Here is a 21437-nt window from a genome sequence, read left to right on the forward strand (position 1 = left end):
ATGCTGAACGCAGTCATACCCTTACCTAGTTTTTTTGAATAGCGTTATTGATGCCCCCCAAATAAAGCGAACCAACGTAGTAAAGCAACGCATTAGAACACCTAAGGCAACCAGATTGCTCTGGTTGCCAGCCCACTTACTTCTTGGGCTTTACTTGCTTTAAAACAGTCTGTTTATAAGTCGTGCCAGGGTTCTTTTGCACAGTCTTTTGACTGACAAACTGACCAGTTACCGCACTTTTATTAACAGTTGTTGTCACTTTTTTGGTAGCCATGATGCGTTCCTTCAAAAGGGTTTTTCTTTACAAGACCCTTTACCAAATACTTTTTGGTTTAGACTAGGCAGACCTTGTTAAGCTTGCTTAAATCCAGGGGGCGGTGTTAGTGACAGCTAACGCCGCTTTTTTCTTGCGCCTCCAGGCCTAAATCCAACGAAAAACACTACATTTAGTGAATTAGTTACCTGTTAACACTAATTGTAGGAAATTAAACTAAAGTTGGTAAGCTTTATTTATGAAATTTGTAATTTTTTATAAATAAAAGCTAAATTGGCTATTTGTTGAGCCGAACGCCTGGCCGGTCTTCAGGAGTGCCGATGAACTCGATGCCGGCTTGCTCAAAGGCTGCCTTTATAGCCTCTAAGGTTTTAAAATTGCTGGAGGGCACACCATCAAATGACTCCAAACGCATCATTGAGGCAAAGCTAAGTCCTGAAGATTTGGCTAAATCTTTCCTAGACCAATCCAACATTCCTCTTGCAGCGCGAATTTGTGCACTTGTAATCATTAAAAGTTTAGTTTAAAATTAATCAAAATGACTAATTTAATAATTTATTTGACTAATTTAATAACCGAATAATTCAATAAAATGCTTAATAAACAAGATTTTGCACAATCCGAGCCCAAAAGTCCAGTCAAAAGAAGATTGGAGCTAGTTGTCCCCGCCAATCAATGCGCAGAAAAAAAAGTTGCGCCTTCCGATTCGGCTCGAGCATTCAAACTTCTTGAAGAAACTATCATCAAGATCGATGGCGCATATGCGCCTTCTACGATTCGAGCCTATCGCGCTGACTTTATTAATTTCATCAATTTTTGCCTGCGTAGATTCAAACACGAAGTGCAACACGGTTTAAGGACTGCATAAACACTTCATTCGGGGTTTTAAATCCCAACCTCTTGCGAGGACGATTATTCAGTTTAGTTTCAATCACTCTAAGCTCCTTGTCTGTCACAGTAGATAGCGGTCTCTTTTTAGGGATGTATTGACGCAGCAGACCATTGAAGTTTTCATTGGATCCGCGTTGCCAACTCGCAAACGGATCTGCAAAGTAGGTGGTTGATTGCAGCGATTCATCAATTCGGGCATGCTCGGCAAATTCTTTTCCGTTGTCAAAAGTCAGTGTTTTAACTAGTCGGCTTAAGGGATTCATTTTGGTAATGATGGCATTACTGACAAGCTCTGAGGTTTTATTGTTCACTTTGCTTATTAAGGCATAACCACTCTTGCGCTCGACTAAGGTCACGATGGCTTGCTTATGGGCAGCGCCAATGACGGTATCGCCTTCCCAGTGGCCGATTTGGGATCTGGCTTCAATGTGCTGGGGACGCTCGCTGATGGGCCTTCTACCGACGATCTGACCCCTCCGGTCACGGCCACTGGCATAGCGCTTTTTGCGTTTCTTTTGGCAGCGCAGCTGCTGATAAAGACTACCGCCAGCGGCCTTATCGGCGTACACATGGCGGTAGATGGTTTCAATGCTAATACCAACTCTGATTGGCAATTTGGACGGGGCTCCATTGGTCCTTTAGGCGCTCCACAGCCTGATCCCAATCAGATGGGGTGATTTGGGCGGCATTACGAGAGCCTTGGGAACGTTCCTCTGCTAACAGGCAGGCTTGCCTGGGACGGTAACCCCGATTACCCGTATTGCGAGCAAGCTCTCGGCTAATGGTCGACTTATGTCGATCCAGGAGCTGGGCTATCTGGCTTTGGGTTTTTCCGTCTTTCATAAGGATATAAATCTGATATCGTTCAGTTTGGCTAAGGTGTTGATAGGTCATGGCTACTTTGACTTACCGGCCCCTAAGCTTTGGATACTAAAACATCCTTAGCCACTAGCCCTAGTTGTTCAAAGTTGCACTTCGTAGTTGAATTCACCACTAATATAAAAGATGAGCAAGCTAAGAATCCTAGTCTAACCATTACCCTCAATCGGAGTGAATTAGAAAAGATTATGGGCGGCCAAACTACTTTTGAAAAATTATTGGCAGAGGGCAAAGTTAAATTCTTAGGCGATCGCAAGGCCTTTGATCAACTGAAAAGCACTTTAACTATCTTTAAGCCCGACTTTGAATTGATGCCTGGTACCAAGTCAAAAAAACCAGTATCTCAGCCTAAGCAAGACCCCTTTTCTGCTCAAGAAATTGCTATTAGTGCGGGACAGTAAGCTTGGCAAGATTTGATAGGCTGCTAGTCACTTAGGCGGAAAATGCACCGCCGTCTGTGAGCGCTTTGAGCTCATCACCCGCAATACCGAGTTCTTGCAGAATCTGATCGGTGTGCTCTCCTAAGAGCGGGGGGTGCCTGGTGACTTGCTGCGGCGTTCCCATCATCTTGACCGCAAAGCCAATATTGGGCACCTTACCTTCAATCGGATGATCAATTTCGATTCGCATCTGGCGATGTTGGCCATGCTCACTATCAAATGCTTGCGGATAGGTATTAATGGGTCCTGCTGGAATGCCAGCTGCAAGCAGAGAGTCAACCCACTCTTCACTGGTTTTACTAACGAAGGTCTTTTCTAATTCCTCTGCCAGCAATAGTCTGTTAGCTAGGCGTAAAGGATTGGTCCTAAAAAGTGGATCTTCAAACAATTCTGGGCGACCGATTTGATCGCACAATAATTTCCATAATTTTTGGTTGGTCGCACCCATTACAAAGTAACCATCAGAGGCTTTCATGGCTTGATAGGGCGCACTCATATGATTGGCTGTCCCCAATTTATAAGGCTCAACTCCAGTCCCCCAATACTGCGCGGTATCCCAAATAGAGAACGCTAAGGCAGAATCAAATAAAGAGGCATCAATAAACTGACCTTCACCCGATTTAGTTTTACCAATGTAAGCAGAAAGAATGCCGTAAACAGCAAAGAGGGCGCAACCAATATCAGCTACCGGGACACCGGCTTTTACAGGAGGACCATCGGGATAGCCTGTCACACTCATTACCCCTGACATGGCTTGTGCCATTAAATCAAAACCAGGTCGATCTGCCCAAGGACCTGATTGCCCAAACCCAGAAATACTGGCGTAAACCAAACCAGGGTTAAGTGTTTTTAGTGATGGGTAATCAATGCCTAAGCGCTTCATGACGCCTGGACGATAGTTTTCCACCAAGATGTCTGCAGTTTTAACAAGTTCAAAGAAAATCTTTTTACCGGCCTCTGTTTTAAGATTTAAAGTAACACTGCGTTTATTGCGATTCATATTCAGAAAGCCCATGCTATCTGAACCTTTCATCTTAAAACCCATAGCGCCACGCGTTTGATCGCCTGTGCCAGGAGGTTCAATCTTGATGACGTCAGCGCCTAGATCGGCTAACAACATGCAGCAATAAGGACCTGCCATGACTTGACTCACGTCAAGAACTCGGACGCCCGCTAGGGGAAGGGGCTTACTTGTTGGTGCATTCATCATGGTCTCAATTATTTTTTCTAGCTTGAATATAAATCAAAACAATCCAGGGCGCATAATTAGTCAGAACTTCAAACCACTTAAAACGTTTATTTTAATGATCAACTGAGATCAACTGAGGCATTTAAAATATTGAGATATGCTTGAGCTTGAGTAAGGGAAATGTATGACAGTAGAGAATAATCCGCAGCCAGAAAATATTGCACAGGTGCACTACGCATTGCGTAATCATATTGCTTACATCACCTTTGATCATGTGGCCGCTAGAAATGCTATGACTGTGGCGATGTATCAAAGTTTGCAATCGATTTGTGAGGACATTGCTCTGAACCCTGATATTCGGGTTGCTATTTTTCGTGGGGCAGGTGGTAAATCATTTGTTTCCGGCAGTGATATCGCGCAGTTTTCTGGTTTTCAAAGTGGCGCAGACGGTATTCGATATGAGGAAGATATCGATCAATATTTAGGGCCGCTAGCGACATTGCCAATACCTTCGATTGCGGTGATTGATGGCATGGCAGTGGGTGGGGGTTTAGCAATTGCCAGTTGCTGCGATTTTCGTATTTCTACTCCAGATGCAAAGTTTGGGGTACCGATTGCCAGAACCTTAGGCAATTGTTTATCCCCAAGTAATATCGCTTACTTAGTAGTCAACCTTGGAATTCATATTGTGAAGCGGATGTTGCTCTTAGCGGAAATGATTTCTGCAAAAGAGCTACTCGTGCAAGGCTATTTATTAGCCACATATGACGCAGATCAACTGGGCAAAGAGGCGGATAGTCTGGCTGAGCGCTTGATCAAGCTAGCACCAATAACGCAGAAATCTTGCAAGTTAACAGTTGCGCGGATCGTCAAACACAATCTACCGAATTGCAATGACCTGATTGAGGAATGCTATGGTAGTGCGGATTTTAAAAATGGGGTGGCCTCATTCTTAAAGGGTGAGCCTGCTACTTGGGTAGGTAAGTAATCATTTCCATTATTACTTAGCTATAAGTAGCCTCTTATAAAAATAATTCTTGCAGATTATTGAGGTAACGCAGTCCTTGCGCGCTGGCTTTCAGCTTACTGGGATTGGGGTCTAGCAAACCTTTTTTACAAGCATCATCTAATCCTTGGGCAATGGTACTCATTGCTAGACCAGTACGCTCGCTAAAGGTTACGCTATCTACGCCATCGGTCAGACGCAAGACATTGAGCATGAATTCAAAAGGAAGATCTTTGGCTGGAATGTCTCTAGCTTCAATTAAGGCATGCCCTGTCGATTCCATAGCCTGCATATAGGTCTCTGGATGACGCTCTCTGACTTGACGAGTCACTTTATCCGGGAAAGAAATCTTGCCGTGTGCACCGGCACCAATTCCGATGTAATCACCAAAGCGCCAGTAATTGAGATTATGTTTGCACTCTTGATCTTTTTTGGCGTATGCCGAGACTTCATAGCGCTGATAGCCTGCACCTTCCAAGAGCGCCAAATTTTGCTCGAAGATCGCATCAATCTCATCTTCATTGGGTAATTTTGGTGGGAAGTTCGCGAAGTAGGTATTGGGCTCAAGGGTGAGGTTGTATAGAGAGAGGTGCGGGGTCTTAAAAGACAGTGCAGTCTCGATATCCGCCTTAGCAGCGGCTAAGCTTTGATTGGGAAGTCCATACATCAAATCAATATTGACAGCGCTAAAGTGCTCCATGGCGATAGTAATTGCATGCTGTGCCTCTTTGCCATTGTGAATACGACCCAAGGCTTTGAGCTGGGCATCTTGAAAACTTTGAATGCCTAAAGAGACGCGATTAATGCCAGATTTAGCAAAGGCAGCAAATTTCTCTGTTTCGACTGAGCCAGGATTGGCCTCCATGGTGATTTCACAAGCGGGCGCTAAATTAAGGCGGGCGCGAACAGCGGATAAGAGTTCATCCATACCCTTGGCTGAGAGCAGACTTGGCGTACCACCCCCAATAAAAATACTGTGCACTTGCCGTCCCCAGATTCTGGGCAGCTCGGTTTCTAAATCTGTAATGAGTGCTTTGATGTAACGTGCTTCATCAAATCCTGGCCCGGCCTGAGCTCCCTTATTTTCTTTATCTCCCCCATCCTTCACTTGATGTGAATTGAAGTCGCAATAAGGACACTTCTTTTCACACCAAGGAAAATGAATATACAAAGACAGTGGTGGGAGCGCCTTGAGTTGCGGAATTGCCTTTAGCTGCGGCTGAAGTATGGAGCTAGCTTGTATAGAATCTGACACGAGATTAAGCGCCCAATTTTGTGCGATGAGAAAGCTGAATGAGTAATTCGCGTAAGGCTTGACCACGATGGCTCAAGGCATTTTTTCGCTCTGGCTCAAGCTGGGCTACCGTCAAGCCCAGTTCCGGTAAAAAGAAATGGGGGTCATAACCAAAGCCATGACTCCCTTGAGCGAGATCTTGGATTTGTCCATACCAACGAGTTTGCACTATCACGGGCTCTGGATCATCAACGCTATTGATCATGACGAGTGCACAAACATAATGTGCTCCACGATCACTCTTGCCTTGTAAGGCAGAGATGAGTTTCTGATTATTTGCCGCACTATTGGCTTCTATGCCGGCATAGCGAGCGGAGAGTACGCCAGGCGCACCTTGTAAAGCATGGGCGCAAATCCCCGAGTCATCCGCTAGGGCAGGTAAGCCGCTAGCCGAACTGGCATGACGTGCTTTGGCAAGGGCATTCTCAACAAAAGTAGCATAAGGTTCTTCTGCTTCCGGAATACCCAATGCACCTTGCGGAATAATCTCAAAATGCACCGGTGCCAAGAGCTCTGAAAATTCACGTAGCTTGCCCGCATTATTTGAGGCTAGAACTAGCTTTTTCATAGGCTACTTATACAAGTATTTTTATTTCAGGGCTGCCAGCTGTAACTGGGTCAGATCTCGAATACCTTGCTCTGCTAAATCCAATAGTGCACTCAACTCCGTACGAGAAAACGCAGGGCCTTCAGCAGTACCTTGTATTTCAATCATGCCGCCTTTGCCTGTCATCACAACATTCATATCGGTATCGCAAGCTGAGTCCTCGGGGTAATCTAAATCCAGCACAGGTACGCCTTGATAAATGCCCACAGAAATAGCGGCCACACTATCGAGGATGGGATCTGACTTTAATGTCCCGCTTTTAAGTAGTTGATTAATGGCATCCCTAGCAGCCACATAAGCACCGGTAATCGCAGCAGTTCTGGTGCCTCCATCGGCTTGCAAGACATCGCAATCTAAATGAATCGTGCGCTCACCCAAGATCTTCAAATCAAATACGCTACGCATGGCACGGCCAATCAGGCGTTGGATTTCTTGAGTGCGACCCGATTGTTTACCGCGTGCTGCCTCGCGATCACTACGGGTATGCGTAGAGCGGGGGAGCATGCCGTATTCAGCAGTAACCCAGCCTTCTCCAGAGCCCTTTTTGTGGGGAGGCACCTTTTCTAGAACACTGGCTGTGCAGAGCACCTTGGTGTCTCCAAAGGCAATCAGGACAGATCCCTCAGCATGTTTTGTAAAGGCCCGATCAATAGTCACAGGGCGCAATTGCGAAGGGGTGCGGCCACTGGGGCGGGTCACTTTTGAGTTACTCATCTGGTTTGGTCCTAAATGGTTGGGCAGAATCCACAATGAATCTACAATGTTCACATGATATCGAGCATGACTGGTTATGGCAGCGCTTCTCGCCAAGTATCCCTCGGGGCTGGTGTAGTTGCTGATCTGCAAGTGGAATGTCGGGCTGTTAATAGCCGCTTTCTGGATTTAGGCTTTCGTCTACCGGATGAGTGCCGAGGGGCTGAGCCTGTCCTGCGAGAAATCGCCGCCCAACAACTTTCTCGAGGTAAGGTCGAGTTTCGGGCTGCTTGGCGGGTCAATACAACAGCTGGTGCTGCTAAAGTGGGTACTCAGAACCAAGCCCACTCTATATTGGGTGCGCTCAACCCAGAACGCCTCGATGCACTACATTCCTTACAAGAAAAAACCCAAATAGTCTTTCCCAAAGCGGAAGCATTACGGATCGCTGACATTTTGCGTTGGCCTGGGATTGTTTCTGAGCCCAGAGGTGAAGAGGCGGGTTGGATAGCGGCAACTGTAGAGGCAGGGCGTGCAGCCTTAGAGGCCCTCATGGATAGCCGTCATGCTGAAGGTCAGGCTTTAGCAGCTGTGCTCACTGATATCACCAATAAAATGCGGGTGATTGTAAAAACCATTGAACCCAGGGTCCCAGAATACGTTGCGCAATATCAGGCCAAATTGACTGAGCGCCTGGCAGAAGCCTTGGCTAGTCAAGAGCAGTCCAAGGGCGGAACTGAATTGATGGAGCGCATTCGTCAAGAAGTGGTTCTCTATGCTGTTCGGATTGATGTCGCAGAAGAGTTTGCCCGCTTAAAAACCCATTTTCAGGCAGTGGAAAAAGCCCTTACCGGAAATGGCCCCGTTGGCAAGCGTTTAGATTTCTTAATGCAAGAACTCAATCGGGAAGCTAATACCCTGAGTTCTAAGTCGGTTTCTGAAGAATGTACTCAAGCTGCTTTAGAGCTTAAGCTCTTGATAGAGCAGATGCGTGAACAAGTACAAAATTTAGAGTAACTCAAATGGATTTTATGATTCATGACTGCACCTAAACATAACCCTCATTCCAATCTGGCCATAGCTCCCGATTATCAAGGCAGCATGTTGATGATTGTGGCGCCTTCAGGCGCTGGTAAGTCATCTTTGGTCAACGCTTTATTGCAGGCAGATCCTGCTCTTTGCTTATCCCTTTCAAGTACGACGCGCACACCCAGACCCGGTGAGCTTGATGGAAAAGACTACCGCTTTGTTTCAAAAGAAGTATTTATTGCCGAGCGAGATCAAGGTCATTTTTTAGAATATGCCGAAGTGCACGGTAATTTTTACGGCACCTCACGCATCTGGATTGAAGCGCAAATGAAGATGGGGCGCGATGTTGTACTAGAGATTGATTGGCAGGGTGCTGAGCAGATTCAAAAGATCATTCCAGAAGTACAGTGGATTTTTATTTTCCCGCCCTCGCTAGAGGCTTTGGAAGAGCGTCTTCGCAAAAGGGCGCAAGATGATGAGGCTACCATTCAGAAAAGGTTGGCCGCAGCCCATATTGAGCTCCAGCATGCCCATGAGGCAGATTTTGTAGTAATTAATGATCATTTTGACCAAGCCCTGGAAGATTTGAAGCACATACTGGCCGCAAGTCGCCTGCGTTCTGGCCCCGTGATGGCCTGCAACCCCGCACTTTTAAGGCGCCTTGGGGTCTAATCAGTTATCCTATAGGTGTTAAAGCTAAATTAAGTGAGTTCAGCATGGCCCGTATCACTGTAGAAGATTGTTTAAAAACTATTCCTAATCGTTTTGAGCTGGTGTTGGCGGCGACTTATCGTGCGCGTCAATTAGCCCAAGGTCACTCTCCACGGGTTGATTCCAGAGATAAAGTCACGGTAGTTGCTTTACGTGAAGTTGCTGCTGGTGTCACTGACCGTGACATGTTGACCAAAGTTCCTTTGTAATTTTAGGGTTCCGCTATGGAGCTGCCTCTAGGCGATCCACATACAGCGGAATTCCCTGGACTGGTCTCGCCTCCAGAGACCAAGAAAAGTAACCAAGCATCTGTTCTTGCGTCTTTATTGGCGCAGTCAAGTCGTCATTTATTTGGGCCCACATCAGCCCCCAAGCTGCCTGTAAAACATCAGGTAGTTTCTACTGACGGTTTAATTTCAAAGCTTGGCTATCTCAAGCCAGAAGAAATTATCCCCATTAAAAAAGCTTTTCAGTTTGCTGATGCTGCGCACTTAGGTCAGTACCGGCATAGTGGCGAGCCTTACATCACGCATCCACTAGCTGTTGCGGAACTCTGTGCCACATGGCGCCTAGACGCATCATCGATCAAAGCAGCACTCTTACACGATGTGATTGAAGATACTGGTTGCTCCCAAGCAGATCTCGTAGAAAAGTTTGGCAGCAAGGTAGCTGAGCTAGTGGAAGGGCTGACTAAGCTGGATAAGTTGGAGTTTCAGAGTCACGCTGAAGCACAAGCTGAAAGCTTTCGTAAGATGTTTATGGCGATGGCGCGTGACGTACGGGTTATTTTGGTAAAGCTCGCTGACCGTACCCACAATATGCGTACTCTGGATGTGGTCCCGATGGAGAAGCGCCGTAGAGTAGCCGCGGAGACTATCGAGATCTACGCGCCGATTGCCCATCGCCTAGGCTTAAATATCATCTATCGAGACTTACAAGATCTCAGCTTCCGTTTTTCTATGCCTATGCGCTTTAGGGTGATTGAGGGTGCTGTAAAGCGGGCGCGTGGCAATCGAAAAGAGATGGTTGAAAAGATATTGCAGCACACCCGAATGACTTTTGCTAAGGCGGGCATCGAGGTTGATCTGCAGGGTCGTGAGAAAACCCTTTTTAGTATTTACAGCAAAATGCGCAGCAAGCATTTGAGTTTTTCTCAGGTACTCGATGTCTATGCATTTAGAGTGACAGTGCATTCTATTGATGAGTGCTATCGCGCTTTGGGTTTATTGCATGCGCTCTATAAGCCGATGCCCGGTAAGTTCAAAGATTACATTGCCATTCCTAAGCTCAACGGTTATCAATCTTTGCACACGACCTTATTAGGACCTTCCGGTGTGCCAGTAGAGTTTCAGATTAGAACCAGTGAGATGCATGCGGTAGCAGAGGCTGGGGTTGCTGCGCATTGGGCCTACAAGGATGGTTCACCCGATATGAGTGAAGTGCAAAATCGCGCACACCAGTGGTTACAGTCATTGATAGATATTCAAGACAGTAGCGGAGATTCACAAGAATTCTTAGAGCACGTCAAAATTGATTTGTTTCCGGATGCTGTATATGTGTTCACACCTAAAGGCCAGATTCGAGCTTTGCCACGCGGGGCAACTGCTTTAGACTTTGCCTACTCTATCCATAGTGATATTGGGAATACCTGCGTGGCGGTCAAAATTAATGGTATGCAATTGCCTTTGCGCAGCGAGCTAAAGAATGGCGACATTATTGAAGTAGTGACTTCATCCAATTCTCAGCCGAATCCTGGATGGTTAGCATTTGTTAGAACTGGTAAAGCGCGCGCCTCAATTCGTCACTCTCTTAAGACAAAACACTATGCTGAATCATTGCAACTTGGCGAGCGTCTCTTGGCCAGTGCTTTGCGGCAGCAAGGTGTCGATGCGGGACTCTTATTGCCTGAGGTTTGGGAAAAGCTCTTACATTGGACGGGCGACAAAACGCGTGAAGAGGCCTGTGTCAATATTGCATTAGGCCGTCGATCAGCTCAAGAGCTAGCAATTCGTTTAAATATTCTGATTGATGATGAAGGCGGATCAGAGCAAATGCGCTTGGGCGCGACAGACTGGGTTTCTCCTCATCAAGAAATTGCGGCTCATCATCATCAGCGTCAGGCTATTTTGGTGGATGGTCGTGAAGGAAACTCTATGAGCTTCCAGAATTGCTGTCACCCGATACCAGGCGATAATATTATTGGTTACCTAGGTAAGGGCGAGGGTTTGCAAGTGCATACCAATGACTGCGCTGTTGCTCTTAAGATGCTTTCAAAAGACAGTGATAAGTGGGTTGAGGTGGAGTGGGGGAAAGAGATTAACCGAGAGTTTGAGGTCGATCTTGCAATTGATACCCATCAAGGTAAAGGTGTCTTAGCCCGGGTCGCAAGTAGCGTTACCGCAGCGGACTCAAACATCATGAACGTCTCTATGGATGATCGCTATAAAGAAGATGCTGTAACGATTCGTTTTACGATTCAGGTTTCGGATCGACTCCATCTTTCTAAAGTCATGCGCAGTTTGCGCGCCAATCATGACGTCATGCGGGTAACACGTACTAGAGCTAGTGATAGATAGACCCTCACTTACAAGTATTGAACAGTTAGTATTTCTATTTCAGCAGGACCGGTAGGCGTCTGAATCTTGACGCAATCACCAGCGCTGGCCTTAATTAATGCTTTGGCAATGGGCGATACCCAGCTAACATGATTTTTTTCTAGATCTACTTCATCAACGCCAACAATCGTGATGGTGGTTTGCTTCCCAGAGTCAATGTCTTCTAGACTGGCATAGGTAACCGTAGCCCCAAAAAAGATACGATCAGCATCTGCTTCCCCAGATTTACGGGCTTGATTATCGACAACGACAGCAAATTCTAGGCGTTGATTGAGAAAACGAATACGACGATCAATCTCACGAAGCCGCTTTTTCCCATAGATATAGTCCCCATTTTCAGAGCGATCGCCATTGGAGGCAGCCCAGTGGACAACCTTGACCACTTCAGGCCGATCAAGGTTGAGGAGCTGTAAAAGCTCACTTTTGATGCGTTCATGACCAGTAGGCGTGATGTAGTTCTTCTCTTCCATGGCATAATTATGGCTGTTGCGGCTGTAGCTCAGTTGGATAGAGTACTTGGCTACGAACCAAGGGGTCGTGGGTTCAATTCCTGCCAGCCGCACCACCTCATATTGGGCCTAGTTCAAAAACTAGGCCCTTTCCTTTTAAGGTCCTTTGACCTAGTTTCATGCTGATCCCTTATAGTTCATATATGAGCATTTCTGATACTTCCTTGCCGATTTCTAGCCTTCCTGTGGCAATGTGGAGTCCGATAGATGCCAGTAGCGCCACTCTGGCGCTTTCTGGAAATGTAGATATTTATTCACTAGATGGTCTTTGGTCGCAAATACGCGCTGCACAAGATATATGGCTAAAGCAGGGCAGCCTTAATAATCGAACAAAACAGACCTTAAGGTTTGATGCCTCTCAAGTGCTTTCGTTGGATGGTGCCGGCATTGCTTTTTTGATTTCAGTGCAAGAGGCTCAGCAACAGGCTGGCGGTATCTTTGAATTGGTAGGCTTAAATGCGCGCTATCAGCCCTTGTTAAAGGTATTTGATCCGATTACGCATTTATTTCCAGTGCCGGTAGTCAAGCCCAAAAGAAATCTGATTGTCAGCACTGGCATGGCTACACAAAATCTGATTGAAGATGTCGTTGGCTTGGTGACTTTTACCGGTCACCTTGCCGCTGATTTATGGTGGTCTCTTTGTCATGTGAGGCAAGTTCGCTGGGGTGATTTTGTGAACACAGCAGTACAGGCTGGCATTGCAGCATTACCGATTGTTGGTTTAGTCGCTTTCTTGATTGGGGTGATTTTGTCTTTTCAGGCGGCAATTGGTATGGAGCAATTTGGCGCCGTTTCTTTTGTTGGCCCACTTGCTGCCCTAGGTATTGTTCGAGAAATGGGCCCACTGATTACAGCTATCTTGCTTGCCGGTAGATCATCTGCTGCATTTGCTGCAGAGATTGGGACCATGACGGTGAATAGTGAAGTTGATGCTTTAGTGTCTGGCGGATTAAGCCCCATTCGATTCTTGGTAGTGCCTAGAGTGCTTGCCGGTATTTTGGTGGCCCCCATCCTGACTTTATATGCCGACATCGTGAGCATCTTTGCCTCTATGGTTACGATGTTAGCGTACGGCATTCCATTTATAAACTTTTATAACGGCATGTTAGTTGCAGTCAGTATCGAAGATATTGGCTCTGGTTTAATCAAGGCTACTCTGTTTGGCGTAGTGATTTCTGCCGTAGGATGTTTGCGTGGCATGCAAACTGGAACAGGTGCGGCAGCTGTCGGCATCTCCGCTACTCGGGCGGTTGTCAGTAGTATTGTGATGATTGTGTTGGTTGACGGTGTCTTTGCTTTTATCTCTTACAAGACTGGTTTCTGATGAGTCCTATCTCTGCCGGCAATATAAATAAGACTGCTTGCGCTATTGAGGTACAGAACCTGAGTGTTGGCTATGATTCAACCGTACTGATGCAAGACCTGAATTTCTCAGTGAATTATGGTGAAATCTTTGTCATATTGGGCGGCTCTGGTTGCGGTAAATCGAGCCTCTTAAAGAATCTCTTCGGCCTTTACCAGCCCTTGGCAGGTGATGTATTAATTGAGGGGCAAAACATTACTAAAGCTCGCGGTGTAGAGCGCCAAAAAATGATGACTAGCTTTGGCGTGATGTATCAGCAGGGCGCTTTGTTTGGCTCAATGAATCTCCTAGAGAATGTCATCCTCTTTATGCAAGAGTACACGGGGCTAACGCAAGATCAAATGAATCTCTTAGCGCGCTGTAAACTCGACTTGGTTGGTCTATTGCCCTATGAGTCTTACATGCCGAGTGAGATTAGTGGCGGTATGCAAAAAAGGGCTGCCATTGCGAGAGCTATGGCGCTCGATCCTAAAATCTTGTTTTTAGACGAGCCATCCGCTGGCCTAGATCCGATTACTTCTGCGGATTTGGATAGTACGATCATGGACTTATCTAAAAATTTAGGAATTACCTTTGTTATTGTGTCACACGAGTTAGCTAGTATTTATGCTATTGCCGATAAAGTGATCATGCTCGATAAGGATACAAAGAGCATCATTGCAGAGGGCGATCCTAAAGTATTGCGCGATACCAGTTCCGACCCCAAGGTGCATCAATTCTTTAATCGTATTATGAGTAAGGACGCAGCATGAGCAATCAATCCAATCCCAATTATTTTCGTTTAGGCGCTTTTGTACTTGCTGCCATTGGCATACTCATCGCAGTAATCTTGATTTTTGGATCGGGGCAGCTTTTTAAAAAGTCTTTTATGGTGGAGACCTATGTTAATCAATCCATCACTGGGCTGGACACTGGTGCAGCCGTTCGCTTTAGAGGAGTAAAGATTGGTCAGGTCACTTATATTGGACTATCTGGAGCACTTTATGAAGATAAGATCCCCTTTGGAGAGCGACGACAGTATGTAGTGGTGCGTATGCAAATTCTTGGTGAAAAGCTTAGCGAAGAAAAAATTAAACAATTCGCTAGAAATAATTTAAAAGCAACTATTAAATCCATGGGGATTACTGGTGTAAATTATGTAGAGTTTGATTTTGATTCTCGCTCTACCGATTACGCAGCCCTACCTTTTAGTTGGACTCCGGAATATCCTGTTATCCCCTCTTTACCGAATAAGGCTGATCAAATTATTTTAGGTATTCAAAAGATGATTGATGCGGTCAATCATCTGGATATTGAGGGAACCCAGAAAAAATTTGATTCCTTGATTACCAATCTGAATGTGATGATGGCGGGAGACGCTAAGGATAATGGGGGTTTGATTTATTCCGTAAGAGATCTCAATGTCTTGTTGGCGCGCATTACTAAGGTAACTGATAAGGATGAGCTCAATATACTCATGCGTGAACTTGTAGGGACGATGGTTGCCTTGCGTCAAACAGTGACTAGCATTCAAGGTGATACTAGTTTGACAATAGATAATCTCAAGCAAACCAGTGAACAATTAAATGAATTTACTCGGATTGCAAGTCAATCGCCTTCGAGTCTCATTTGGAGTGCGCCACCGCCCAAGATCGTGCTTCCTTTAAATGGTACTCAAGAACAGTCTGGAGTGCAGAAATGAAGAAATACATCCTGACCTTTTTAGCGCTCTTAGTGCTAAATTCATGCTCTTTACCCACTCGTGCTCCTGTGACTCCAGCGACTTGGCTATTGGCTCCAGTCCGAACTGGAGAAGTGAATAAGCCCCGCACGGAGTATTGGCTCAAAATTAGTACTGTGACGGTAGCACCTCCATTTGATGGCAAGTCCCTTGTATATCGTCTGGCAGATCAGCGTTACGAGAAAGATTTTTATAACGTTTACAGTACGATTCCTGCAGAAATGATTGCCAATGCTGAGCGTCAGTGGATTAATCAGGCAAATATCTTTTCAGCAGCGGTAGGACAGGGAAATACTTTCTTTCCTTTTTACACGCTGCAGGCAACAGTTAATGAGTTGTATGGAGATTATCGAGTTAAGCCAGAGGCAGTAGTGAGTATGGAGTTTTTACTTAGCGCCGAGAATGCGGGAAGAGGCAATCCCTTAATTGGAGTGAATCGCTTCTCAAAGCGGATCGCGCTCAAAGACAATACCCCAGAGGCACTCGTTTTAGGGCAACAACAGGCTCTCGCTGAAATTTTAAAAGAGTATGAAATCAAGCTCTTTCAATATGCTGGTAATTTACCAAAGCCCTTAGGGCGCTAATTTTTAAGTAAGTAATATATTTATTTGCGATGGAGAAGATATGGACTTAGGACTCAAAGGAAAAGTGGCTTTAGTGATGGCATCGAGCCGTGGTTTAGGTCAGGCAATGGCCGTTTCTTTAGCAAGGGAAGGCGTCAAAGTGGCAGTGACTGGCCGCAATGCTGAGGGTCTAAAAAAATCCGTGGAGCTCATTGAAGCTGCTGGTGGAAAAGCGCTAGCTTTAACTTGGGATTTATCAGACCCATCAGTCATTGATGCGCTGGTGACTACAGTAGAAAAAGAATTAGGCCCCATCGACATTTTGATTAACAACACCGGGGGTCCGCCTCCTACTTCAGCGACAGGGCAAGACCCAGCGCTATGGCAAAAAAGCTTTAATGACATGGTCTTATCCTTAATTAGTATTACTGATCGGGTATTGCCGGGTATGCGTCAGCGTAAATGGGGTCGTATTATTACCAGTACAACTTCTGGTGCCATTGCACCTATTAAAAATTTAGCGATTTCGAATACCTTGCGCGCTGCATTACTAGCCTGGTCTAAAACCTTATCCACTGAAGTGGCTGCTGAAGGAATTACCGTCAATGTGATCATGCCGGGCCGGGTAGCAACAGATCGTTTGCGCCAATTAGACGAAGCACGTGCCCAACGTGAAAATACGACCTACGATGCTGTGGTGCAGTTGAGCTTGAAGCAGATCCCGATGGGTCGTTATGGTGATCCCAAAGAGTATGGTGATGCCGCTGCATTTTTAGCCAGTCAAAATGCTTCTTTTATTACTGGATCAGTGATCCGGGTTGATGGTGGCCAGGTTCAGGCAGTGTAATTAGGGTGCCAGTCAATTTCTTGCAAGGCATTCGGCGGGACTTAAGGTCTAGTGAGTTAGCGTGGCTTTTGGTTGCGCTCACTCTTTCTGTAGCAGCTTTATCGAGTGTGAGCTTTCTAGCGGATCGAATGCAGCGGGCATTTCAGTTAGATGCCCGTCAACTGCTTGCGGCAGATCTTCTATTAGTAGCTGATCAACCTTTGCCTGAGCGCTTTCTTCAGGAGGCTACTCAACGTCAGTTACAAGTTGCCCAAACCATTGTTTTTCCCAGCATGGCAACCGTGGGAGGGCAAAGTAAGCTTGCCTCTCTTAAAGTCGTCAGTGCTGCATATCCATTAAGGGGAGAATTGAAGGTTTCTCCAACACCTTCGACCTCAGGCCCTGCAAAGGGTTCAGTGTGGGTAGATCCTGCCATGCTAGCGACTCTGAATGCCAAAGTGGGTGATGAGATGCTCTTAGGGGATCAGCGCTTTTTGATTGGGGGCGTGTTAGAGCGCGAAGTGGATCGCGGTGCTGGCTTTATGAACTTCGCGCCACGCGTGATGATGTCACTGGAAGATCTAGCCGCAACGGGTTTAATTGGGTTAGGAAGTCGTGTGACCTACCGATTACTCTTAGCCGGTGAGGATCGATCTATTGCGGCTTATCAATCCTGGGCGATGCAGTTTATTCAATCAGAGGGCTTGCGAGGTCTTCGGATCGAGACCTTAGAAAATGCTCAGCCCACAATGCGTAAAACATTAGATAGGGCGGAAAAATTCTTATCCTTGGTAGCCTTATTAACCGCCATGGTGGCGGCTGTTGCGATTGCCTTATCAGCACGACGTTATGTATTAAAACAAGCTGATGTTTGCGCGGTCATGAAATGCCTTGGGGCAAGTCAAGCCACGATACTGCGAAAGCAACTCAACATTTTAGTTAGCTTAAGTTTGATAGCCGCTCTGGTGGGCTCAATCATTGCCTATGGGGTACAAGAGGTGTTGTTACGTCTCTTGGGTAATCTCGTCTTGGCTGATCTTCCACCGATTTCTGTTTGGCCGGCAGTGTGGAGCATTCTGTTTTCATCCTTTTTGTTGGTGGGATTCGCTGGCCCCCCTTTATTTAGCTTGGTGACAATCTCACCCATACGCTTAGTTCGCAAAGAGCTGGGTACAGTTAACATCAAGTCGGTATGGGCTGCACTATTTGCTTTGGTAACTTGCTTGGGATTAATTGCCGTTGCCGCACAAGATTGGAAGCTCAGCTTTTGGGTGGGATTAAGTTTTGGGCTGGCAGTTACTTTGTTTGCTCTGGTCTCTAGCCTTATTCTGCGTGTATTGAGTAGCTGGTTGTTAAGATCAAAACAACAAAGTTTTGCTTTGCGCTTTGCGTTTACCTCTCAAGCGCGCCGTGCAGGATTTGCTGTGATGCAAATTACGGCCTTGGGTATTGCCTTGATGGCCTTGCTCATTATTTTATTACTGCGTCAAGATCTCTTATCTACCTGGCAGGGAAGTATTCCAGTAGATGCGCCCAATCGCTTCATGATTAATATTCAAGAAGATCAAAAGTTAGATATTACAAAATCGCTGACTAGTATGGGGGTAGATCAACCACGCTTTAATCCGATGGTACGGGCACGCTTAATTGAGATCAACAGTCGTCCAATCACCCCAGATAATTACACGGAAGACAATGCACGTCGCTTGGTAGATCGTGAATTTAATCTTTCCTATACCAGTGAATTACCGGATGGTAATCGCATTATTTCTGGTAAGTGGATCGAAGGTACTACTCCACAGATTTCATTAGAAGTGGGCATTGCGAAGACCTTGAAATTAAAGCTGGGTGATCTGATGATGTTTGAGATAGCCGGTGAAAAAATAGTAGCGCCGATTACGTCCTTGCGTAAGCTCGATTGGGGGTCGATGAATGTGAACTTCTTTGTGATCATGCCACCTGCACAGCTCAGTAACATGCCGCAATCTTGGATTACTTCCTACTATCAAGGCGCCAGTCTAGAGGGGCTAGATTTTCGTCTGGCGCAAACGTATCCTAATCTCACCATTGTGGATGTTGCGGGGTCACTCCGTCAGATACAGGATGTCCTCAATCGTCTTTCTTCAGTATTGGGATTGTTATTTACCTTTACGATTGCAGCCGCCATTTTGGTATTGGTTGCTGCGATTGCTGCTACACAAGATGAGCGCTTTCGAAGCGCAGCCTTGCTTAAAGCAGTGGGCGCTTCCCGCAGTCTTTTACAAAAGATCGCCATTACGGAGTTACTGGTAATTGGTGTTCTTGCTGGAGTATTAGCGGGCCTTGCCGCTGGCATAGCCGCTTGGGCTTTGGGTCGATTTGTTCTAGAGATCGAGTTCAATGCCTTTCTGCAATCTCTTGCCATGGGCATTACTTTTGGGGTGAGTGCTTGTCTGCTAGCTGGCTATCGCTTTCAGAAAAGAATTCAAACGGCTACTGCTATGGAATGTTTGCGAGAAATTTAGTTTTATTTCAGGGTAACTAGGTTCTTGGGCAACTCCACTAGGCGACTGCCTGCCCAGCGGTCTGGTAGGCCTTGACGCAAGAGAGGGGTAACCCGGTTCAAGTAGATCGTGAGAGGCCACAGAAATAAAGCAACGATAAATAGCATGCTGAGGATTTGCCATTTTTCAAGGGAAAAAATCCATTGCAACAGTACACAAGGCAAAAGCCACAAAGACCCAAAGACATAACGCAAGATAGCTTGTTTTTTACTGAGGCGGTCACCATTTGGCCCGATGATACGAATGCGCCAAGTTTGCATGGCCAATGTTTGACCAGACTTGAGCCAGTACCAAACAAAGTAAAGGCCGAGAACGCCATATAAATATAAGAAAGTCAGCCAGCTTGGCAAAGACACTCCAAACAGAACGCCTAGGCCTAAATTAGGCAGTAAAAAAGTCAGGGCAATCACACCCAGTAAAACAAGCTGTTCATAGAGACTACAAAAAACACGACGCCAAAATTGTGGCGCGGGCAAGATATTAAGTTCAGCAGAAGTTATCACGGTGCATTAATCGCTTGGGCCAGCATCTGGGTTTAGTGTGCTGGGAGTATTCGGAGCGTTGGGGCTCTCAGCAGAGGGGCTACTAGCTGCTGTTGGAGGCGCAGTGAGGCTCGTTTTTTTCGGAATAGAATGTTGCTGCAAAGTAGGTGCATTCATTGCAGTGGGTTTTTTTTGCTTGCTTCAGTTTGCGCTAATTTCTTTTTCTGTTCATCACTGAGTTTTTGATAAGCACTCCAAGCCTCCGATTTTTTCTCGGCAGGAAATTTCAGGCTACTAAGGTAATTTTCGCGTGCGAGGCGTCGATTTTTTTGAGAAAGATTAGACCAGCTCGTCATGCGCGATTGGAGGCGCTGTTGATCCACCTCACTCATTTTTGGATAAAGATTAGCCACCTGAATCCATTTTTTTCGACTATCTGGGAGCATATAGTCCCAATCTTCTTCCAGAGGGGCTAAGATTTTTTGTTGCGCAGGCCTTAAGCCCTCCCAAGTCCCATCGGGTTTTTTCTCAGGGATACCAGTCGTTTTTCCGTGAGCGCCTCCTGGGGTTTGAGCAAATATCCCTGGGCTTGCTATCAAGCCAATTCCGCCCAGCGTGAGCGTGACAATCAACATCATTTTGTTGATAGCAAAAGCGACGCGGTAGAGTCTGAATGTTTTTAGCATGTGCTACAAAAGCTCGATATTCTGGATATTGGCCTACAGGAAAACCGATTTATTTCGGCGAATCTAGACTCACTTTATCTGAATCTGCCGGGAGGCCATTTTTCAGAAATCCTAGAAATCCATTATCCGCATAGGCATCGGGTGGAACATCATCCGTTAACAGCGCAATATCTAGCTCAGCAATGTCATTAATACGGGAGTCTTGTTGCCATTGGGCGATGCCCACTAAGCCCATCACCAGAACTATCAATGGCGCCATCCAGCCAGTACTGTTCCAAAAGGCACGGGATCCTGAGGACCAATTTCCAGCGGTACCCGCTAAGGCAAATTGCGTGATGGCTACTTTTTCTGGCTTTTTGACGGCAAGGGCCTTAATGCGAGCAGCGTATAGGCGATCTTTAATATCTGCAGGCAGGGATTGAGATCCGTGGCGGAGCAGGGCAGCAGTAGCTCGACCAAACTGGTCGACTTCTGTTGAGTCTAGAAGATCTTGCTTAGCAATGTTCACAGCGTAATTCCTTTTAATTTCAATGCTTTAGCTAGAGCCTGGGTGGCTCTTGAGCAGTGGGTTTTGACACTACCTTCGCTACAACGCATCGCTTGGGCAGTTTCAGTAATACTCAGCTCATCCCAGTAACGCATCAGGAAGGCTTCTCGTTGACGGGCAGGCAATTTTGATATTTCTGTCTCCAGGGCCTGTAAAAGCTGAGTCCGTTCTAATTTATATGCCCCATCTTGGTGAATTTCACTGTCATCAGGGGCCGCAAGGGACTCCAGAGGGTCAAAATCATCACTTTCATCAGATCTCTTGCCCATATTGGAGAAAAGCGTCACCCAGGTATTGCGGACCTTTTGCCGCCTAAACCAGTCATGAATGCGGTTTTGCAAGATTCTGGTGAAAACTAAAGGGAGCTCGGCTGCTGGGCGGTCTCCATACTTTTCGGCCAGCTTAATCATGGCATCCTGAACAATATCTAACGCAGCATCGTCATCTCGCACAGCGTAAACCGCTTGTTTAAAAGCACGCTGCTCAACATTACTGAGAAAGTCAGAAAGTTCTTGGGGTGAAGCCATTCAGTAGATTAGACCTGAATCAGAGGGAATTGGCTCATTTTA

General features: G+C 46.2%; 24 protein-coding genes, 1 tRNA gene and 1 pseudogene. 13 read left to right on the top strand and 13 right to left on the bottom strand.

Going from position 1 to position 21437, the window contains the following annotated elements; genetic code table 11:
- Positions 1–136 precede the first annotated feature (136 nt).
- The 3 genes and pseudogenes from DCO16_RS03980 to DCO16_RS03990 all read right to left on the bottom strand — a co-directional run bounded on the left by DCO16_RS03980 (position 137) and on the right by DCO16_RS03990 (position 2059).
- Positions 137–274, bottom strand: coding sequence for a hypothetical protein (locus DCO16_RS03980; RefSeq protein ID WP_173942455.1), 138 nt, complete (start codon positions 272–274; stop codon positions 137–139).
- Between the two features lie 277 nt (positions 275–551).
- On the bottom strand, positions 552–785 hold the full coding sequence (locus DCO16_RS03985; protein ID WP_173942456.1) for a helix-turn-helix domain-containing protein: 234 nt from the start codon (positions 783–785) through the stop codon (positions 552–554).
- A 319-nt stretch (positions 786–1104) separates the two neighbouring features.
- Positions 1105–2059: pseudogene (locus DCO16_RS03990) on the bottom strand (IS30 family transposase).
- A 29-nt stretch (positions 2060–2088) separates the two neighbouring features.
- Between DCO16_RS03990 and DCO16_RS03995 the strand changes: the two are divergent.
- Complete coding sequence (locus DCO16_RS03995) at positions 2089–2445, top strand: alkyl sulfatase C-terminal domain-containing protein (protein WP_173942457.1); 357 nt, start codon at positions 2089–2091, stop codon at positions 2443–2445.
- A gap of 31 nt (positions 2446–2476) precedes the next feature.
- Here DCO16_RS03995 and DCO16_RS04000 read toward each other — a convergent pair whose 3' ends face one another.
- A complete protein-coding gene (locus tag DCO16_RS04000; RefSeq protein ID WP_173943763.1) occupies positions 2477–3691 on the bottom strand; it encodes a CaiB/BaiF CoA transferase family protein in 1215 nt (404 codons plus the stop codon).
- A 166-nt stretch (positions 3692–3857) separates the two neighbouring features.
- Between DCO16_RS04000 and DCO16_RS04005 the strand changes: the two genes are divergently transcribed.
- The gene (locus DCO16_RS04005) at positions 3858–4661 is read left to right on the top strand and encodes an enoyl-CoA hydratase/isomerase family protein (protein WP_173942458.1); all 804 of its coding nucleotides are present in this window, start codon (positions 3858–3860) and stop codon (positions 4659–4661) included.
- Positions 4662–4695: 34 nt separating this feature from the next.
- On the opposite strand, the gene hemW is transcribed toward DCO16_RS04005, so the two are convergent.
- The 3 genes from hemW to rph are packed head-to-tail and all read right to left on the bottom strand — an operon-like array spanning position 4696 to position 7294.
- Positions 4696–5934, bottom strand: coding sequence for a radical SAM family heme chaperone HemW (hemW, locus tag DCO16_RS04010; protein WP_254598095.1), 1239 nt, complete (start codon positions 5932–5934; stop codon positions 4696–4698).
- A gap of 4 nt (positions 5935–5938) precedes the next feature.
- A complete protein-coding gene (gene rdgB / locus DCO16_RS04015; RefSeq protein ID WP_173942459.1) occupies positions 5939–6541 on the bottom strand; it encodes an RdgB/HAM1 family non-canonical purine NTP pyrophosphatase in 603 nt (200 codons plus the stop codon).
- 21 nt (positions 6542–6562) lie between these two features.
- A complete protein-coding gene (rph, locus tag DCO16_RS04020) occupies positions 6563–7294 on the bottom strand; it encodes a ribonuclease PH (RefSeq protein ID WP_173942460.1) in 732 nt (243 codons plus the stop codon).
- Positions 7295–7348: 54 nt separating this feature from the next.
- On the opposite strand from rph, the gene DCO16_RS04025 reads away from it, so the two are divergent.
- The 4 genes from DCO16_RS04025 to DCO16_RS04040 are packed head-to-tail and all read left to right on the top strand — an operon-like array spanning position 7349 to position 11589.
- Positions 7349–8290: a YicC/YloC family endoribonuclease gene (locus DCO16_RS04025; protein WP_173942461.1), complete on the top strand. Its 942-nt coding sequence runs from the start codon at positions 7349–7351 to the stop codon at positions 8288–8290.
- A gap of 21 nt (positions 8291–8311) precedes the next feature.
- Positions 8312–8974 carry a guanylate kinase gene (gene gmk / locus DCO16_RS04030; RefSeq protein ID WP_173942462.1) on the top strand — a complete coding sequence of 221 codons (663 nt, stop codon included), beginning with the start codon at positions 8312–8314 and terminating at the stop codon, positions 8972–8974.
- A gap of 44 nt (positions 8975–9018) precedes the next feature.
- Entirely contained in the window at positions 9019–9222 is a 204-nt protein-coding gene (gene rpoZ, locus DCO16_RS04035; protein ID WP_173942463.1) for a DNA-directed RNA polymerase subunit omega, read from the top strand.
- A 15-nt stretch (positions 9223–9237) separates the two neighbouring features.
- Entirely contained in the window at positions 9238–11589 is a 2352-nt protein-coding gene (locus DCO16_RS04040) for a RelA/SpoT family protein (RefSeq protein ID WP_173942464.1), read from the top strand.
- An 8-nt stretch (positions 11590–11597) separates the two neighbouring features.
- Here DCO16_RS04040 and greB read toward each other — a convergent pair whose 3' ends face one another.
- The gene (gene greB / locus DCO16_RS04045; RefSeq protein ID WP_173942465.1) at positions 11598–12098 is read right to left on the bottom strand and encodes a transcription elongation factor GreB; all 501 of its coding nucleotides are present in this window, start codon (positions 12096–12098) and stop codon (positions 11598–11600) included.
- Positions 12099–12116: 18 nt separating this feature from the next.
- Here greB and DCO16_RS04050 point away from each other — a divergent pair.
- The 7 genes from DCO16_RS04050 to DCO16_RS04080 all read left to right on the top strand — a co-directional run bounded on the left by DCO16_RS04050 (position 12117) and on the right by DCO16_RS04080 (position 19114).
- Positions 12117–12193, top strand: a tRNA-Arg gene (locus tag DCO16_RS04050).
- A gap of 87 nt (positions 12194–12280) precedes the next feature.
- Positions 12281–13462, top strand: a complete 1182-nt coding sequence (locus DCO16_RS04055) for an ABC transporter permease (protein WP_173942466.1) — start codon at positions 12281–12283, stop codon at positions 13460–13462.
- The gene (locus DCO16_RS04060) at positions 13462–14253 is read left to right on the top strand and encodes an ABC transporter ATP-binding protein (RefSeq protein WP_173942467.1); all 792 of its coding nucleotides are present in this window, start codon (positions 13462–13464) and stop codon (positions 14251–14253) included. The genes DCO16_RS04055 and DCO16_RS04060 overlap by 1 nt, the downstream gene beginning before the upstream one ends.
- Positions 14250–15182 (top strand): MlaD family protein, encoded by a 933-nt coding sequence (locus tag DCO16_RS04065; protein ID WP_173942468.1) that lies wholly within the window; start codon positions 14250–14252, stop codon positions 15180–15182. Before DCO16_RS04060 ends, DCO16_RS04065 begins: the two co-directional genes overlap by 4 nt.
- Positions 15179–15805: a PqiC family protein gene (locus tag DCO16_RS04070; protein ID WP_173942469.1), complete on the top strand. Its 627-nt coding sequence runs from the start codon at positions 15179–15181 to the stop codon at positions 15803–15805. The genes DCO16_RS04065 and DCO16_RS04070 overlap by 4 nt, the downstream gene beginning before the upstream one ends.
- Before the next feature lie 40 nt (positions 15806–15845).
- Complete coding sequence (locus DCO16_RS04075; RefSeq protein ID WP_173942470.1) at positions 15846–16631, top strand: SDR family oxidoreductase; 786 nt, start codon at positions 15846–15848, stop codon at positions 16629–16631.
- A 5-nt stretch (positions 16632–16636) separates the two neighbouring features.
- A complete protein-coding gene (locus DCO16_RS04080) occupies positions 16637–19114 on the top strand; it encodes an ABC transporter permease (protein ID WP_173942471.1) in 2478 nt (825 codons plus the stop codon).
- A gap of 2 nt (positions 19115–19116) precedes the next feature.
- Here DCO16_RS04080 and DCO16_RS04085 read toward each other — a convergent pair whose 3' ends face one another.
- From DCO16_RS04085 to DCO16_RS04100, 5 genes are read right to left on the bottom strand one after another with little or no spacing between them, the layout of a single operon-like run.
- On the bottom strand, positions 19117–19629 hold the full coding sequence (locus tag DCO16_RS04085; protein WP_254598096.1) for an RDD family protein: 513 nt from the start codon (positions 19627–19629) through the stop codon (positions 19117–19119).
- A 33-nt stretch (positions 19630–19662) separates the two neighbouring features.
- Positions 19663–19812: a hypothetical protein gene (locus tag DCO16_RS11185; RefSeq protein ID WP_217426696.1), complete on the bottom strand. Its 150-nt coding sequence runs from the start codon at positions 19810–19812 to the stop codon at positions 19663–19665.
- Positions 19809–20321, bottom strand: coding sequence for a DUF3106 domain-containing protein (locus tag DCO16_RS04090; protein WP_217426697.1), 513 nt, complete (start codon positions 20319–20321; stop codon positions 19809–19811). The genes DCO16_RS11185 and DCO16_RS04090 overlap by 4 nt, the downstream gene beginning before the upstream one ends.
- A 49-nt stretch (positions 20322–20370) precedes the next feature.
- Entirely contained in the window at positions 20371–20829 is a 459-nt protein-coding gene (locus DCO16_RS04095) for a DUF3619 family protein (RefSeq protein ID WP_254598097.1), read from the bottom strand.
- On the bottom strand, positions 20826–21395 hold the full coding sequence (locus DCO16_RS04100; protein ID WP_173942472.1) for an RNA polymerase sigma factor: 570 nt from the start codon (positions 21393–21395) through the stop codon (positions 20826–20828). The genes DCO16_RS04095 and DCO16_RS04100 overlap by 4 nt, the downstream gene beginning before the upstream one ends.
- Positions 21396–21437 lie beyond the last annotated feature (42 nt).

It is taken from the genome of Polynucleobacter antarcticus (assembly GCF_013307245.1).
GTDB lineage: Bacteria > Pseudomonadota > Gammaproteobacteria > Burkholderiales > Burkholderiaceae > Polynucleobacter > Polynucleobacter antarcticus.

Bases quoted from the DNA above. Each gene is read 5' to 3' on its own strand.
- DCO16_RS03980 (WP_173942455.1), bottom strand. From the start codon at position 274: ATGGCTACCAAAAAAGTGACAACAACTGTTAATAAAAGTGCGGTAACT.
- DCO16_RS03985 (WP_173942456.1), bottom strand. From the start codon at position 785: ATGATTACAAGTGCACAAATTCGCGCTGCAAGAGGAATGTTGGATTGG.
- DCO16_RS04000 (WP_173943763.1), bottom strand. From the start codon at position 3,691: ATGAATGCACCAACAAGTAAGCCCCTTCCCCTAGCGGGCGTCCGAGTT.
- DCO16_RS04005 (WP_173942458.1), top strand. From the start codon at position 3,858: ATGACAGTAGAGAATAATCCGCAGCCAGAAAATATTGCACAGGTGCAC.
- rdgB (WP_173942459.1), bottom strand. From the start codon at position 6,541: ATGAAAAAGCTAGTTCTAGCCTCAAATAATGCGGGCAAGCTACGTGAA.
- rph (WP_173942460.1), bottom strand. From the start codon at position 7,294: ATGAGTAACTCAAAAGTGACCCGCCCCAGTGGCCGCACCCCTTCGCAA.
- DCO16_RS04025 (WP_173942461.1), top strand. From the start codon at position 7,349: ATGATATCGAGCATGACTGGTTATGGCAGCGCTTCTCGCCAAGTATCC.
- gmk (WP_173942462.1), top strand. From the start codon at position 8,312: ATGACTGCACCTAAACATAACCCTCATTCCAATCTGGCCATAGCTCCC.
- rpoZ (WP_173942463.1), top strand. From the start codon at position 9,019: ATGGCCCGTATCACTGTAGAAGATTGTTTAAAAACTATTCCTAATCGT.
- DCO16_RS04040 (WP_173942464.1), top strand. From the start codon at position 9,238: ATGGAGCTGCCTCTAGGCGATCCACATACAGCGGAATTCCCTGGACTG.
- greB (WP_173942465.1), bottom strand. From the start codon at position 12,098: ATGGAAGAGAAGAACTACATCACGCCTACTGGTCATGAACGCATCAAA.
- DCO16_RS04055 (WP_173942466.1), top strand. From the start codon at position 12,281: ATGAGCATTTCTGATACTTCCTTGCCGATTTCTAGCCTTCCTGTGGCA.
- DCO16_RS04060 (WP_173942467.1), top strand. From the start codon at position 13,462: ATGAGTCCTATCTCTGCCGGCAATATAAATAAGACTGCTTGCGCTATT.
- DCO16_RS04065 (WP_173942468.1), top strand. From the start codon at position 14,250: ATGAGCAATCAATCCAATCCCAATTATTTTCGTTTAGGCGCTTTTGTA.
- DCO16_RS04070 (WP_173942469.1), top strand. From the start codon at position 15,179: ATGAAGAAATACATCCTGACCTTTTTAGCGCTCTTAGTGCTAAATTCA.
- DCO16_RS04075 (WP_173942470.1), top strand. From the start codon at position 15,846: ATGGACTTAGGACTCAAAGGAAAAGTGGCTTTAGTGATGGCATCGAGC.
- DCO16_RS11185 (WP_217426696.1), bottom strand. From the start codon at position 19,812: ATGAATGCACCTACTTTGCAGCAACATTCTATTCCGAAAAAAACGAGC.
- DCO16_RS04090 (WP_217426697.1), bottom strand. From the start codon at position 20,321: ATGCTAAAAACATTCAGACTCTACCGCGTCGCTTTTGCTATCAACAAA.
- DCO16_RS04100 (WP_173942472.1), bottom strand. From the start codon at position 21,395: ATGGCTTCACCCCAAGAACTTTCTGACTTTCTCAGTAATGTTGAGCAG.